Annotated in this window: 8 protein-coding genes, 2 tRNA genes and 2 pseudogenes; 4 read left to right on the forward strand and 8 right to left on the reverse strand. The window is 54.9% G+C overall.

The features are described 5' to 3' along the window. Positions 1-170: transposase (locus tag A9K71_RS22680; RefSeq protein ID WP_156752750.1), on the forward strand; the 170-nt coding region annotated here is incomplete at its 5' end. 13 nt (positions 171-183) lie between these two features. On the opposite strand, the gene A9K71_RS22685 is transcribed toward A9K71_RS22680, so the two are convergent. Beyond that, positions 184-1,530, reverse strand: a complete 1,347-nt coding sequence (locus A9K71_RS22685) for an FAD-binding oxidoreductase (protein WP_067001280.1) — start codon at positions 1,528-1,530, stop codon at positions 184-186. Positions 1,531-1,762: 232 nt separating this feature from the next. Continuing rightward, positions 1,763-1,839 (reverse strand) — tRNA-Asp (locus A9K71_RS22690). 217 nt (positions 1,840-2,056) lie between these two features. On the opposite strand from A9K71_RS22690, the gene A9K71_RS22695 reads away from it, so the two are divergent. Next, positions 2,057-2,132: transfer RNA gene (locus A9K71_RS22695), tRNA-Val, on the forward strand. A gap of 146 nt (positions 2,133-2,278) precedes the next feature. On the opposite strand, the pseudogene A9K71_RS22700 reads toward A9K71_RS22695, so the two are convergent. Continuing rightward, positions 2,279-2,764 (reverse strand): annotated as a pseudogene (locus A9K71_RS22700) (DUF2130 domain-containing protein); the annotation flags it as partial. A gap of 820 nt (positions 2,765-3,584) precedes the next feature. Here A9K71_RS22700 and A9K71_RS22705 point away from each other — a divergent pair. Then, positions 3,585-6,203 carry a hypothetical protein gene (locus tag A9K71_RS22705; protein WP_245299737.1) on the forward strand — a complete coding sequence of 873 codons (2,619 nt, stop codon included), beginning with the start codon at positions 3,585-3,587 and terminating at the stop codon, positions 6,201-6,203. 947 nt (positions 6,204-7,150) lie between these two features. Here A9K71_RS22705 and A9K71_RS30780 read toward each other — a convergent pair. Next, positions 7,151-7,917, reverse strand: a protein-coding gene (locus A9K71_RS30780; RefSeq protein ID WP_156752751.1) for an IS5 family transposase whose coding sequence is annotated in 2 segments (ribosomal slippage) — positions 7,151-7,605 and positions 7,605-7,917 — 768 coding nt in all. Because the reading frame shifts where the segments join, the coding sequence is not laid out codon by codon here. 47 nt (positions 7,918-7,964) lie between these two features. Here A9K71_RS30780 and A9K71_RS22720 point away from each other — a divergent pair. Next, positions 7,965-8,426 carry a hypothetical protein gene (locus tag A9K71_RS22720; RefSeq protein ID WP_156752752.1) on the forward strand — a complete coding sequence of 154 codons (462 nt, stop codon included), beginning with the start codon at positions 7,965-7,967 and terminating at the stop codon, positions 8,424-8,426. Between the two features lie 101 nt (positions 8,427-8,527). On the opposite strand, the gene A9K71_RS22725 is transcribed toward A9K71_RS22720, so the two are convergent. The 4 genes and pseudogenes from A9K71_RS22725 to A9K71_RS32160 form a co-directional block, all read right to left on the reverse strand. Then, positions 8,528-10,063, reverse strand: a complete 1,536-nt coding sequence (locus tag A9K71_RS22725) for a S41 family peptidase (RefSeq protein ID WP_082980658.1) — start codon at positions 10,061-10,063, stop codon at positions 8,528-8,530. A 22-nt stretch (positions 10,064-10,085) separates the two neighbouring features. After that, positions 10,086-11,345: a SagB family peptide dehydrogenase gene (locus A9K71_RS22730; protein WP_197504266.1), complete on the reverse strand. Its 1,260-nt coding sequence runs from the start codon at positions 11,343-11,345 to the stop codon at positions 10,086-10,088. An 80-nt stretch (positions 11,346-11,425) separates the two neighbouring features. Then, positions 11,426-13,672, reverse strand: a complete 2,247-nt coding sequence (locus A9K71_RS22735) for a TOMM precursor leader peptide-binding protein (RefSeq protein ID WP_067001307.1) — start codon at positions 13,670-13,672, stop codon at positions 11,426-11,428. A gap of 79 nt (positions 13,673-13,751) precedes the next feature. After that, positions 13,752-14,133, reverse strand: a pseudogene (locus A9K71_RS32160) (hypothetical protein); the annotation flags it as partial.

Here is a 14,133-nt window from a genome sequence, read left to right on the forward strand (position 1 = left end):
GCAAGACCCTCATCCCCTACGACTTTGAAGCCTATAAGGCGCGCAATCTCATCGAACGCTGCTTCAACAAGCTCAAACACTTCAGGCGCATCGCGACCCGATACGACCGGCGTGCTCTCTACTTCCTCAGCTTCGTCCAACTCGCTTGCGCAATGCTATGGATGCGCTGAATGTCGATTCAGCCTAGAGGGCCGGACCCGGCCGAATGGCGCTTCCGTCAGAAAAGCGCGACAGGCGAAAGCGGGTGAGATCGTGCCCGATCTGGTTTCCCTGGATCATGTCGGCGACGACGCGGCCGATTCCGGGTCCGATACCGAAGCCGTGACCGCTCATGCCCGTTGCGACGATAAGGCCAGCTATCGCCTGCACTTTGTCCACAATGGGAACGACATCCGGCATCGCGTCGATCATGCCAGCCCAGCTTGCCTTTAGGCGCACCGCGTCGAGCTGTGGGAACAGGCGCCTGAAATTGCGCTCGATGGAACGCAGACCAGAACGTTCGGGAGCCGGATTTAGCACCCGCATTCTTTCGAAAGGACTTTGCGAATCCGGCGCCCAGTGCCGCGGCGTCGACCAGCCATCCGGGTAGCCCGCCGGCGCTGCCGGCGAATAGCGAGAGCCGAAAGGATTGGCCATAAGCGCGGGAAGGTATTTCCTCGCATGCCGGAATGCGTCCGGGCCAAGGTGGAGCAAATGACTGCCTCCGCCAGCGAGCGTGTATCCGCCATCCTGACGGCGTCTGAAAGCAATATGCTCTCCTGCCGCCGCTCCAGCATGGACTTCAGGCATCGCCTCGGTTGCCGCGACGGTCGACCTTACACTGAGCTGGGGAATGGAAACGCCATGTCTTCTCAGGAACAGGGAAGACCACGCACCGCCGGCGAGCAGAACGCTCGACGTCTCGATGTGACCCGCCTCTGTCCACACTCCCCTGATCCTCCCGGCCGAGATTTCCAGGGCTCGCGCCGCGCAATTCTCCACAAGCTTGATCCCCTTGCGGGCGGCAAGCCGGGCGAGTGCCGGCACGGCCAGCCAAGGCTCCGCTCGCATGTCGGAAGGCGTTGTCATCGCGCCCTTGAAACTGCGTGACATGCCTTTGATGAGACCGGTGGTTTCGCGTGCGTTCAGCAGGCGTGTGTCGATTTCATGGACGGCAGCGATCGTCATGAATTTTTCGAAGCGGGCCATTTCGCGGTCGGAGCTTGCCAGGTAAGTCACGCCGGTCTGCTTCAAGCCGATGTCTTCGCCGCATTCCTCAGCCAGCTGCCGCCAATGACGCGACGCCTCGATCACGATCGGCAGTTCGTCCGCATCGCGTCCCTGTTTGCGGATCCATCCCCAATTGCGGGAGGACTGTTCGGCAGCGATGCGTCCCTTTTCCAACAGCGTCACCGAGATGTTGCGCCGCGCAAGAAAAAGCGCTGTCGTCACGCCGATAACGCCGCCACCGATAATCACCACGTCAGCGCTTTTAGGTGGAGGGCCGGGAAATTGAATCGGATCTGCTTCGGAGAACGGGAAAGTAGGCAAGGGGAGAATCCTGAAAAGAGCTGCGTCAGCTATGGCCCACCGGCAGCCAACCTTTCTTGAGGCAGTTCAGGGGGAAGGTGGAGCACAGGCGCCTGACGAGCGGCTCCCGTAGTCGCCCATTCAGACGCGGTGGATCGCGAATGTTGGCCGCAACGAATACAAAAAGTTGAAACTCTCCGGAAAATGAAAGTTGAAGCTTTTTGAAGAGCAGGGCCCAAACCCTTGAATAGACTGGCGCGAGTGACGGGGCTCGAACCCGCGACCTCCGGCGTGACAGGCCGGCACTCTAACCGACTGAGCTACACCCGCGCACTGACGAGCACGTGTCAGGCGTGTTCGTCGTTGGGGCGCTGGATAAGGGGTTCGTTTGCAGGTGTCAAGCGCGGCATGTGAGCATAACAGCAATCAGCAGAAGGTTTTTTGACAAGTGCGCCGGCATTGGCGAAATCCGCCGATAGCGGGTGCGCCGGCTGTTCATTGGGCCTTGCGAATAGAGCTCTAACTGCTTAAAGGTCCGGCCCGGAGCGGGCGATTAGCTCAGTTGGTAGAGCGCTTCGTTTACACCGAAGATGTCGGCGGTTCGAGCCCGTCATCGCCCACCATATAACCTTCTGAATTTTAATGCTTATTCGAAGTCGCTGGTTGACTGTAATTTCTCCAGACAGGCGCCCTAGCTACAATCTAGCAACTGGCGTGGCGTGGGAGATCCCCTTTTTCAGGTCGAAAACGCAGACCATAGGGGCGGGAATCACTCATTCTCGGACGGTGCTTCCACTGCCAAAATTTGAAGGCTCTCGATCTCCTGCATCACTTTGCCCGTGATACCCTGGAGGTCACCGTACATCCCGATTGTAGACTCGATGACGCCCCTGGATCTGTGCTTCCCGCTTGGCCCAAAGCCGCGTGGCGGCCTTACGTTCGCGGGCAAGGTCATCTTGCTTGTCAGAGAACTTTTCGACGATGGCCTGGATGCGCTGCCTGAAACGAGGGCCGGTCAGATATCGGTAGACGAGCTCCATCTTGGACGCCTGGCCGGTCTGGGCTAGGCGAGAGTTCGCCAGCGCGTTAGTGACTGTCGCAACATCACCGCGATGGGCGGTGCGCATCTCGGATTTGCAACGTAGACGCCGTCGATCAGATCGAAGGTTTCCACGCCAGGGGGCTGCGCCTCGGAGATCATCAAGGCTATGTCCGCCTTGGCGGCACGCTGGTCGCCTCTCAGTTTTGGCAACCACCAGCGTGATGACGGGGGCTCAACGACGAGCTACGGGGCTATACCATTGCGGACGGCATAGACGGTCGTGCCCATCAGATCCGGTTTCAAGATTTAGGTGCCGACGGTGGTTTCTGTACCGGGTTCCATTGTTAAATTGGGTTCCTGTCAACTTTCGAAGGGTCGTCATCGTGTGGCGCTTGCCGTTCCCTCTGACTTTTCAACTGACGAGCAGATCCGCGCTGGCGATGTGCCAGTGGTGAGCGCGTTCAAGAAGCTCGCTTGGGATTGCCAAGTGCAACTATTTCTGCTATACTAATTTAGGGTATTCTTGAGAACGATATTTGCAGACGGAACGTGTCAAATCAGACCGGCTGGAACTTTGAAGACGTGTATCTCCGGAGCGGTTCAACAACTTTATGGGGGGGTGAGAACTATGAAAACAATTTTTTTGGTTGCAGCTATTTTTCTGTTTACTCTCGCGGCCGTCCGGCTTGTCGGCGTCCCGACCGTGTTTGCCGGCCCATGCAATCCGCAGCAACAACAATGCTGAACTGCTGAAGTTTGCAAAAGGGATGATAGGAAAGGGCGCGGGGTGTATTCGAACTCGGCGTATTGGCCATCCGCGGTCCCAGAGTCATTGTGGCAGTTTGACCTGCTTGTCCCTGGCAGTCGCCGGGACTTTCCGTTTGTAGGTATTGCGATCTCCTGGCAGTTCGTTGCGGCGTTTGTGGGGGGGTGCGCACTCATCTGCGCGTTCGCTTGGAAACGATTTTCGGAGCCGACGTACGACGTCAATGCCGCAGCGTTCCGCGACTTCAAGGATCTCACAATCTGGAACTTGAAGGACAGCGTCTCGTTGAGACGAGCGTACGTTATCTATTGCGTCTCTCTGATTTTCATCTATGGGATGCTGGCCTTCTTCGGTCGGGTGATTGTCCAGCTTTTTGACAAGTTGAGTGTCTCGGGACTTCAGATTGGCATGGGCACGGTCGAGTTCGACTCGTGGAGGTGGCCGCTTTTTCTTGCCCTTGGAATCTCAGGATTCGCCCCGCTCATTAATCCGTTGGTGCCCGCCGAGAATTGGCTGAGACGGTTCTCCCATGAGGTCGTTGGCATTCCGACGCGTCTTAGGGAAAAAGCTGACCGGCTGAAGACGTTAATTGACGGACCGCCTTCCGAAGACAGCGAGCGCCCGACCTCGAACTGGGTGAGGGCGGCGCTCGGGCCGAAGTTGAGCGGCTGCCTTGTGCTGGAGAAGAACCTAAGCAGCGTGGTGCAATGGTCCTACAAGGAACATGTTGAATGGTCTGACCCAGAGATCCGGCGGAAGTTAATCGAGTACGAACGGAACGTTCGCGACGAAACGGAAGCCGCCTTGGCAGACTTCCAGTATCTGACCGACCCCATCAGCACGCCGGACTCATTGATGGTGAAAGGACAGGGCCGTCTTAAGGAGTTCGAGAAACGTCTCCTCGGTAACGCGCGTTTGCTTGAAGAGTCGAGGGACAAATTCTCGCTTATAATGGCAATATATTGTGAATACGGTTCACGATTTGATAAGATGCGCACTGGCCGCCTTAAGAAAAGTATAACCGACAAGTTTGTGGAAACGCACGAATTGCCCGCGACTGGCTTGCAATTGTACTGGTTTCTGGTAATTTTTATTGTCTATTTCCTCTTTATCAAAGCGCAGTGGCATCCACTTATATCTTCGGTTCCACTCTCAAATCAAGCGGCGGCAACCACAGCAGCATTGGAGACAATGAAAGTCTTCTTGCTCGTTTGGCTCCCTATGACAGGTGTCGCGGCCATTGTCGATGTTATGGACGGCGCTCTACAAGAAGACCCCTCGATCAACGATAGCGTTACTTGGGCAACAGTTTCTGGGGCACTCGGGGCGTTTGCGATTGCCGCCATCGGGATGATGGCCCTCGCGGTCCTCTACTCTGCTCTCCCGGCGAGCAACGTCAATCAAATGCGACAAAGCCTCTTTGGTTCAGGCGACTGGACGGGAGCGCTAACCTATTATCTATTGATGGCGCCGGTAGCCGTGTTTTGCTTTTGCTTCGTCAATGCCGTTAGATCGGTTTGTAAGTCTCCAGGGTTTTGGACGCTCGTTGCACTTGCTGTAGCTCCGACAGTGCTCAGTGCTGTCTACTTGGGCATAGTCGTTACCTTAACTTCTTCGTCAACGTGCACCCCCAGCATAGCGCCGTTAGTCGAGGTGCCGGTATGGCGCATACCTTTCCTGAAAGAGAACCTGGAAACGTGTTTTACATTTTATGGAGCACTCGACCTGATTGTCCTTCCGCTATCGGTCCTTACTTCTGTCCTGGGATTAGCCAAGCTTCGACCAAAACGAAGTCGAGGCAATGGAGACAGCCCAGGGACGACATCAGCCCTTTTGGCTGTGACCTGCGCAGCTGGCTTGCTCGGCGGGGTGGCTGTTTCGCCCACACATGCAAAAGAGATAGTTGTGGGCTTTCGAACAGACATTCCACCCTTTTCTTATTTGGCTCCCCCCGATCAAGGAACCAAGGAAAGGCCCTATCTCGGTTATTTGGCTGATTTATGCTACGAAATCTTCGACAATAGTGTTTATGAAGTGATTCAGGTGCCAGTAACTGGCGATAGCCGTTTTGCCGCAATTCGGCGACCGGCTGGAGTTGGAGGTTCCCAGGTATCAACAGATGGTCAGGCGATCGATGTACTTTGTGATGCAACCACAGTACGACTTGACGACCCGAAGAGGATGGAGGCGGGGGTATTCTCCCCCATCGTCTTCGTATCCGGTGTCTCCTATCTTTGGCGTTCGGAACGGCAGTTTAGGGACGTCGAGATAGGATATCTCGACAATTCCACGGCCGTGCGTGTCGCCAAAGAGGCGTGCACAGTGGACGCGTTGAGACTCGGGTCGTTAGGCAAACCGCCGGTGTGCCGGGAGGCATTAGAGGCGGATTGCCTCTTCGAAAGGCGCGAGCCGCCCAAGGAACCGACGAAGTCACTTCGCGATCGCGCCGCTAGCGTTCCTTCATACGTGCTTTGTCCGAAGAGCGACCACACTGATCTAATTAGGTGGTTCTGCAGCGACACCTACAGGGACAAGGTGTATTTTGGAGACCGCGAGATTATCTTGGGCAAACTTGCCGCTTGGAAAGCCGCAGGTCGCCGATGTGATTATGTTCGAGATCCTCTTCAGTCCTTCACGTACGAGCCGTATGCACTGCTCATCTCCAAGGCTGATATGGTCCTCTTTGCGTTTGTGCAGCGCCGCGTTTATGAGTTGTTTTCTCATCGCGCCGGAGCGGCAGCGTTGTTTTACAAGTGGTTTCCAGAGCAGACGATGTCGGAGCCGTTGGCTTGGCTTTTCAGCCTTAACGGCGTGATGGAGCAGAATGAGTTGCTTAGCGGAAGAAAGGAGTTCCCGGCCATCGTCCTCCGCAGTCATGTTCAATAGAAGGTGTCAGTAAAACCCGAAGATTGACCAGCCCAATCCTATGTGTTTTCTTGCAGATACAAGTGCGCTGGCTGTAGTGCCGGCGCTGCTCCGTTAGCTCGTGGAGAGCAAATCGCTTCTTCGATGCGAGGTGGAGGCCCACTGCTCTGGTCGATAACTGACCGCGCGGTGGTCGTGCGAACTCGCACGACCACCGATCAGGGTTTGATCGAACAAATCCGACGCCTGCTTACAGCCAGATTTGAGTAGGATCGCGCCGATCGAGTCAGTCGTCCAGCGCGACCTGCAGGTCGCCCCTCAGAATGTCGTAGGAGGTGGCGCGGGAGAACGTGACAACAGGTTGGCCCGTTGAACGTCGGCCGCCTGATTGCGAGGATTTTCGCGATTGCCTTTTGGTGTCTTTGATGACCTTTTAGAGCTTGATCCCTCGTGATGCCGTGTTTTCGGGCAAAGTAATTGACTTCGTATGGTTCGCTTCCCCGAATCGGTCTTGCTTGCCTCTTTTCGATATCCGCCACGATTTCATTCCTCCCATGTTGCATTTCGTGTCGCGTGGACTTGTCGATAGGGCAGAAAACCATCATTGGAAATCAACGTGAGCCGATTGCAACACGACACAACATAGAAATGGCGACCACTCCTCACCGGAGAGTCGCCAACAAACTGATTCACTTTGAACAGCCTTGGTAGCGGGAGACCGGTACATGGCGAGATGGCGGGATCGTCTTTAGGCGGCTCGGCCATATCCGACTGACCAAGGCCTGTTAGCGACGAATAGATCGCTGCAATGAGATCTGGCAGTCCCGCGGCGGGAACGGGATTCTGGCTGACGTAGAACAGACACGATGTCTGCCGCCAGTCGGATCAGATCGGCCGTCACGGCTTCGTTTTGATCACTCACGTGTTCGCTCCTGGCATGGAGTCAAATCCGCCTCGCAGGACCCCCATTAGGCCGTAGACTCATTAGCGCGAAGCCATAGCCTGATCGAAGCGAGTTGTATCATGGCGAGGAAGTTGGCAGCCAGCTTGTCGTAGCGGGTGGCGACGCGGCGGAAGTGCTTCAGCTTGGAAAAGAACCGCTCTATGAGGTTGCGCTCGCGGTAAAGCCGCTTGCTGAAGCAGGGCTTCCACTTCCGGTTGCTCTTCGGCGGGATGTTGGGAGTGGCGCCTTGGTCCTGGATCAACTCACGGATGCGGTCGGCGTCGTAGGCCTTGTCCGCCAGCACGATGGCGCGCGGGCCGAGATGGTCGAGGAGTGTATCGGCGATCTGCCCGTCATGGGCTTGCCCTGCTGTCAGGCCGAGCCGGATCGGCAGCCCGCACGCATCGACGACCACGTGGATCTTGGTCGTGAGCCCGCCTCGGGAGCGGCCGAGACATTGATCTGCATCCCCCTTTTTCCTGTCGCAGCCTGCTGGTGCGCCCGGATGGAAGTGCTGTCGATCATCTGGATTTCACCGTCATGCGCGGCACTGACGGCGTCCATGAGCCGATCCCACACGCCTGCTTTTCGCCATCGCACAAAGCGGTTGTAACAAGTCGTGCGCGGTCCATAACGCTCCGGCAGGTCGCGCCACGGTGCGCCTGATCGCAGCACCCAGAAGATGCCGTTCAGCACGCGACGGTCGTCAACACGCGGCACGCCTCGCGGCTTGTTGGGCAGGAGCGGTTGGATTACGCGCCACTCGAAGTCGGTCAGGTCATATCGGCTCATGCCGACGCTGAATCAGAATTCGGCACAATATGAAAGCTGCTAGTAGCTTGCTGCCGTTCGACAAGTTGCTCTACATTCGGAGCATGGCTAGCGAAGCGATCAGCGAATGGGAACCAGTCCTCACAGTCCACGATTATTACGACAGGCCTAGAAACGGCATCGCAGAATATCGCGGTCAAGCACACGCCTATAGGTGCGAATGGGATGATGCGCTCGATGATTGGAGCCGGGTATTCTTGCTTTCACCTATCGACGACGGACAGTTGGCTGCCGTAAAAGAGGATTGGCTGATCTGGCGCCGATACCAAGAGCGTCACGCCGACGGGAGGCTTCAAACAGGCGATAGACATCCCGCGCTTGCCGTGGATTGGCCTCGCCACGAGCAATTGGCGGACATTGTGGAACAAGCTCTAAGAGTGAATGAAGCTATCGCGATTAGAGCGGTGCCCGAATTCCGAGAGACGATCGAGCCCAACCACGACTTTGAGGTTCGCTGGCTGTCCGTCTAGCAACGGCATCAGTCCACCAGATGTGTCGACGATTTATGGGTTCACAGCCTAGTCGGTATGGAAGGTCTCGATGTATAAGGAGACACCGTCCGGCTTCTTCTTTACTGGCTCATTCTGAGTGCCGCCGCGGTGAAATTGATGAGGTCGACATTTTCACCCAGTAAATCATCGCGGGTCAACTCGCATTGCACGTCCGCCCATACTCCCAAACCCTCCACCGGAATACCGGCATTGAAACCTGTACGCAGCGATCTACGCCCTGCAATTGTGAGCCCGAACCCGCCTGGCAATCGAGAAAGTCCCCCGTCTACCGCGTCGCTCCAGGAAACCAGCCTATCCCAGCCGAATACATTCGCACCTCCGCCACCAGTTGTCGGATCAACCCCGACTATCAAACCGACACCATTGTCCGCAAAATCTGCCGCGAAAAAATCGCTTGTGCTGTATGAGAGTGAATCAATCACCAGCGCAACTTTTCCTGGGTAGCGATAATTCGGAAGACTATCGTAGCTAGATAAAGCATAAGCTTGCGAGTACTCCAAACCGGTAAGTGGGCTCAGCTCGATCGAACGACGCCAAGTCCGGAAATCCTCAAGTAGCGTGAGCTTTAACGTGTAATCGGTGCATCTAAACTCCACGGGCGAGGACAACAGCGGTTTATTTGTAAGCACCCTAAGCAACTTCTGCCCTGCCGGGATTAATCCCCCAGGGTTGTTCCGGATGTCGACAATTAGCATCTCTTGAGGCAACGACGCAATGATGAAGGCCATCTTATTCACAAATGTCAAATCATCTGATACCTCGAAGCTAAAGATCCGCACATAGCCAGCACTCCCACTACTAGTTTCGATCCTCCCGTAACGCAAATTACCGTCTGTGGTTAGTTCCAAGATTCGTTCGCTAGTTACTTTCGGCACCCGACGAACGAAGTCATTTGTATGCAAGAGCTGATAGTCGGCACCTTGGAGAGCCGCACCGTAGCCGTCACTGATAGCGGATGATGTGAAACTCAATGGTGTGCGGTATGCGCAGTACCAGGGCGTCGATACAGACCGGAATTTGCCATCTTGGAGAAAGGTGAGAGTGACCCAATCCTCTATAGGAACCGAGAAAAAGGCGAGAGGTCGCTGGGTTAAATTCATCATGGAAAGGCGCAATCTGGCCGCTTCATGTGCTCCAGAAGTCTGCGCAGCGAACGCCGCTACATACAGATCAATTGGCATGCCGTTCCAATGAGTAATGCATGCACCTAGAGGAATGTCTGCGTATCCAAAAAATTGCTTTGTCAAAATATAAGTTGGCCGGCCATTCTCAACGCAACGTTCAATCATGAACGGAACATACGCCGTTGCGTCTTGCCACGGCTGCGGCAGATTGATTGCCGTATGGCGGTCGCGTAGAGTATGTATAATGTCTAGCAAGCGTTTGGAGAATCCATGCTCGCTCTGCGATGTTCGCAATATCGTGAGTGACTGCACCGGATCAATAGCGAGACTAGATCGTTTTTGCGGAAGATGTGCATAGTAATATTGCAATGCCAAAGCCATTTGATCACAAATCGCGCCTCTTGCAACTTTATCGGGTTCGCTATTCCAACCGCGAACTGCAGCAAGCATGCAATAGTGGACATCAACCATCCGCACTGACCTATTTTAGCGATCAAAGAGATCGGCCTAGCATAAACTCTCCGATTGAGCTCTCCACGAGATAGTCTTCGCCGGTCATGCGGCACAATCGGTCGCTGTTTCCTATTCCAAGAGCACAGCCCCCGACATTCATCGACGTGGCCACCAAATACATAGTCTGGTAGATTGCCCCTACGTTCTTCAGTTGAGTGGCATATGCCATACCACGATATTTCCATCCTAGGCGATGAAAGCGACTGGCGATCGTAATCACTACTTGCGGTCTCACAGCCCGCGCCGCCGAAGCGCTCGCTTCATCGATCAACAGTTCCATATCTGCAGTCGGGTAAGATATTAGGCAAAGGCCATGATTGATATGGTCATAATAATAGAAACCACGAGGATAGTCCAAGCACGCGTCAATGGTAACATAAAACTCCTGCTCGTAAATCCCGCCACCATTTGCATAAGGGCGGCTGAGCAGTTCACCGGCCGCGGTGGGCAATATGTACCGCGTTCGAACGGTACGAAAGAGAAACTCACCTAGCTGCTCCAGCGAGAGAGGAACGATACTGTACTGCCGAATTGACCGACGCGTCTCTATCGCGGTCGTCAAGCTAATATCGATTTGGCTCAGACGTGGAATATCAGGTCGGGGAAGGGCACAAAAGGAACCGGCCCATTGATGCTCCTTTGCTGCGGGAAGTGGCTCGATCTCGCCACGGAAAGCGTAGACTCCCCCCATCCTCTGTGTCGTTCGGCCGAGCCGGCTAAGCGAGTGAAACAGCAAATCATGGAAGTCCCATTGCCTGTACTCGGGGTCGTGGGCCTCAAATGGCTCGCCGGAGCTCCCGCATGGAACGATGATCTGGGCGCGAGCAAGCATTCTACATGCATTCATCACATAGTCGTTTGGCTCGCTGGCCGGCAGATGCGATGGGAGCTTCAAGGAATAAAGGATCTCAGACACCGTTTCGTCGTTAACGCTCAGCCAACAATCCGCTATTGGGCTTCGAGCTACCAAAACGCCATCAGAGAAATGCATATACGCGAAACGGGAAACCTGCCACAAGCAGTCCGATGAAATTAGATCCAGGTGAAGCTTGAAGTCATCTCGGCTCGGAATGAGAATTAGTTTGTCGCGCGTGAGCCCAGCGTGCAGTTCGACAGAGCCTGATCGAGCCAAAGCTTCGAGCATCTCAATCAGATTGCTATCACAGCCGTCCAAGGGTATGCCATCTTTCGACAACCATTCAATAATATTAACGTAATGCGGGGTTAGTCCTCTGTTCACTGAGACTATTGCATCTTGGACCGACGCCAACTTCGACAGGCGAACAGTGGCTGCTGGTTGCCCGCCACCTCCATGAAGTATCATAGAAACATCACCGTGGGATTGAGCTCCGGTTCCGTTTTCGCTTTTTCCAACCAGCCTTCCGTGACAGGAACATCGAAAAGTCGACCCGGTGCATAACGCGCCCAGAAGTGACGCATTCCCGGAACGACTACCTTCACTACCGGTAGCCCAATATCGGGCCTAGTTTGATCTAAAATAAGAATCTCCAAACCTTTGCCCTCTAATCTTGCAAAGAGCTCAAGAAGCAATTGGGTAACTGAGCCGACTGGAGCGCGCGGTAGATCGTCGATGCGAATGCTGGTCAGAGACGATGTTAAGTAAGGTTGGTTTTCAACCGTTGCGGTCTTCCACCAGGCGATAGCATCATCATCCGCGATGCCGTATCGTGTGGACCCATTCTCGCCAATGTCGAGGACAGCAGGCATAAATTGGTTCATTTCCGTGAGAGCGCGGGAGACTGCAATACGCGGATCAAAATGAGCCCCGAAGCCCATAATGATATCTTCCGTTGGTCCGGTTTCGCGTCGACTAACGGCAACAGCAACTGGTACTTTCAAATCAGATGTGACGTCTAAAACCCAGAATGTTCTGTTCCGCGCTTTATAAAATGCTCTTAACTCCTCAATGAATGGATCATTCAGCGAGTCTAGATTGATGCTTCGTCGAGGTAATCTGTTCGCCCACCAAATCGCTACTGCATCACGTTCAACTAACTCTAATGCCCCCTGCAATGCGGCATCCTCAAAATAACTGCCGGCGGCTGCGCCGTTTGAGTCGGCCCAAGCGAAAGATAAGTCGACTGGTTGCGGGAATCCATAATACAGTAGACTTGTCGGAAGATACTTACGTCGTCCTTGGGTCCACGACCATATCGGGGACCAGCTTATCACGGCATTTTCGTCAAATGGAACCGGAACCATCCGGTAGAAGCTGCTTTTGGCAAGCCAGCTATGTCGCTCCAGGTATTGAGTCTCGCTAAATTGCATCACAGTGCGCGGATCGATGGCGTCATCGCTTAGTTGCTTGAAGGAGAAAAATACTTGCTCCTCCTCGCCACGATACAAGCCAGAGTATCGCTCGAGCGCCTCACACAGCGCGCTTGTGCGAGCTTGAGCTTCGCTCTTTCCCTTTCCAGAGCTATTAGAACGCAGAGTACTCTTTATAAAAAGGAGGTCATCGGCCTTCAACGCAAAATTGTGACCAGCTATATATGATTTTACGGGCCCTGTGCTGTTAGTGGGAGAGGGAGCAATGCCCTTTATCACTCCGGAAACCTCCGAGATATGGTGGGCGTAGCGATTGAAGGTCATCTCGGGATCTTCGGCGCGCACGCCATTCTCATTTGCGGTAGACACTGACCGTTCCATCAGCACAACGGGACGGCCGGCTACTCTTGCGACCATCGGCGTGCCGCATATTTGGCATTGCGGTCGGCGAGTAACCTGATGTGTTCGCTGCTCTCCAGTAAGTAAGTGGATGGTAGAAATTCGGGACTCGAAGTGGGCGTTTTCGCCTCGTGCGAGCCAACGAATCATCTGGAGAATCGTCAGAGATATGGCTTGTGTTTCGCCAAGTGGAACAACAGCCTTGTTGATAGGAAAATGCGCACTGCGTCCAGTGTACTGGTTTATGAATGTTTCGGCATCGCGATTCTGGCGGAGCCGACTTTCAAGACATTTCCAGCAGGGTCCCTTCCCCGGTCGGAAGAACGGTCCCACCATCGGCACGAGTCCCTGCGGCTTCAATAAAATCCACGGCCGACCTAAGGAAATGTTCTGGCGATTGATGGCATCAAGACCGCCATTCTGGTAATCGTCTACTATGACGAGCAGAAGAGAGTAGCGGGATGTCTGATTGACTGAAAAGCCGGAACTTCGCAGGCAATTAACTGCGGCCGTGGTGTCTGCATCAAGTCCGAGGACGTGGAGTGGATTCGAAGCGATGAGTGTGGCGGCGCGCATTGGGTCGAGACCCAACTCACTCCAAAATATTTGAAATGGCCGCAGTTGGGGATCAACTGCTTCCTCGAGGTGGTTACAACGAAGCAATATGTCAAGCCCCGCAATTACAGCATCGCGTCCTACCACAGGATCGAGTGAGGATATTATATCAAGCCAACTGTTGCGACCGTTGAGAAGCGGCACGAGTTGGAACATCGTCTCACCCTCGAGTAGATGTTTCTCGTTCTCGGACAGCAGGAAGATTCCTTGCCCGTCCACAATCTCAACATGATACTTTGATTTAATGATCGGAAATCGGAACACTTAGGTGCCAACTTTCACGAGTAACCGCGGATGGTACGGCTTCCTCATTCCGTCCAAACCAACCAACTCGAGCCGAAGGCTAGAACCTGCCGCCCGCCGCGCCGATCGAACCCTGGGTGGCGATCGTTCCAATCGTTGCACCACCGCCTGTGAACGCCGTCCCGGCGGTGAAGGTCGTGGCGCCGGACAATTGTGAGGAACTGCCGCCCGCCGCGCCGATCGAACCCTGGGTGGCGATCGTTCCAATCGTTGCACCACCGCCTGTGAACGCCGTCCCGGCGGTGAAGGTCGTGGCGCCGGACAATTGTGAGGAACTGCCGCCCGCCGCACCGATCGAACCCTGGGTGGCGATCGTTCCAATCGTTGCACCACCGCCTGTGAACGCCGTCCCGGCGGTGAAGGTCGTGGCGCCGGACAATTGTGAGGAACTGCCGCCCGCCGCACCGATCGAACCCTGGGTG

It is taken from the genome of Mesorhizobium sp. WSM3873 (assembly GCF_001672445.1).
Taxonomy (GTDB): domain Bacteria; phylum Pseudomonadota; class Alphaproteobacteria; order Rhizobiales; family Rhizobiaceae; genus Mesorhizobium.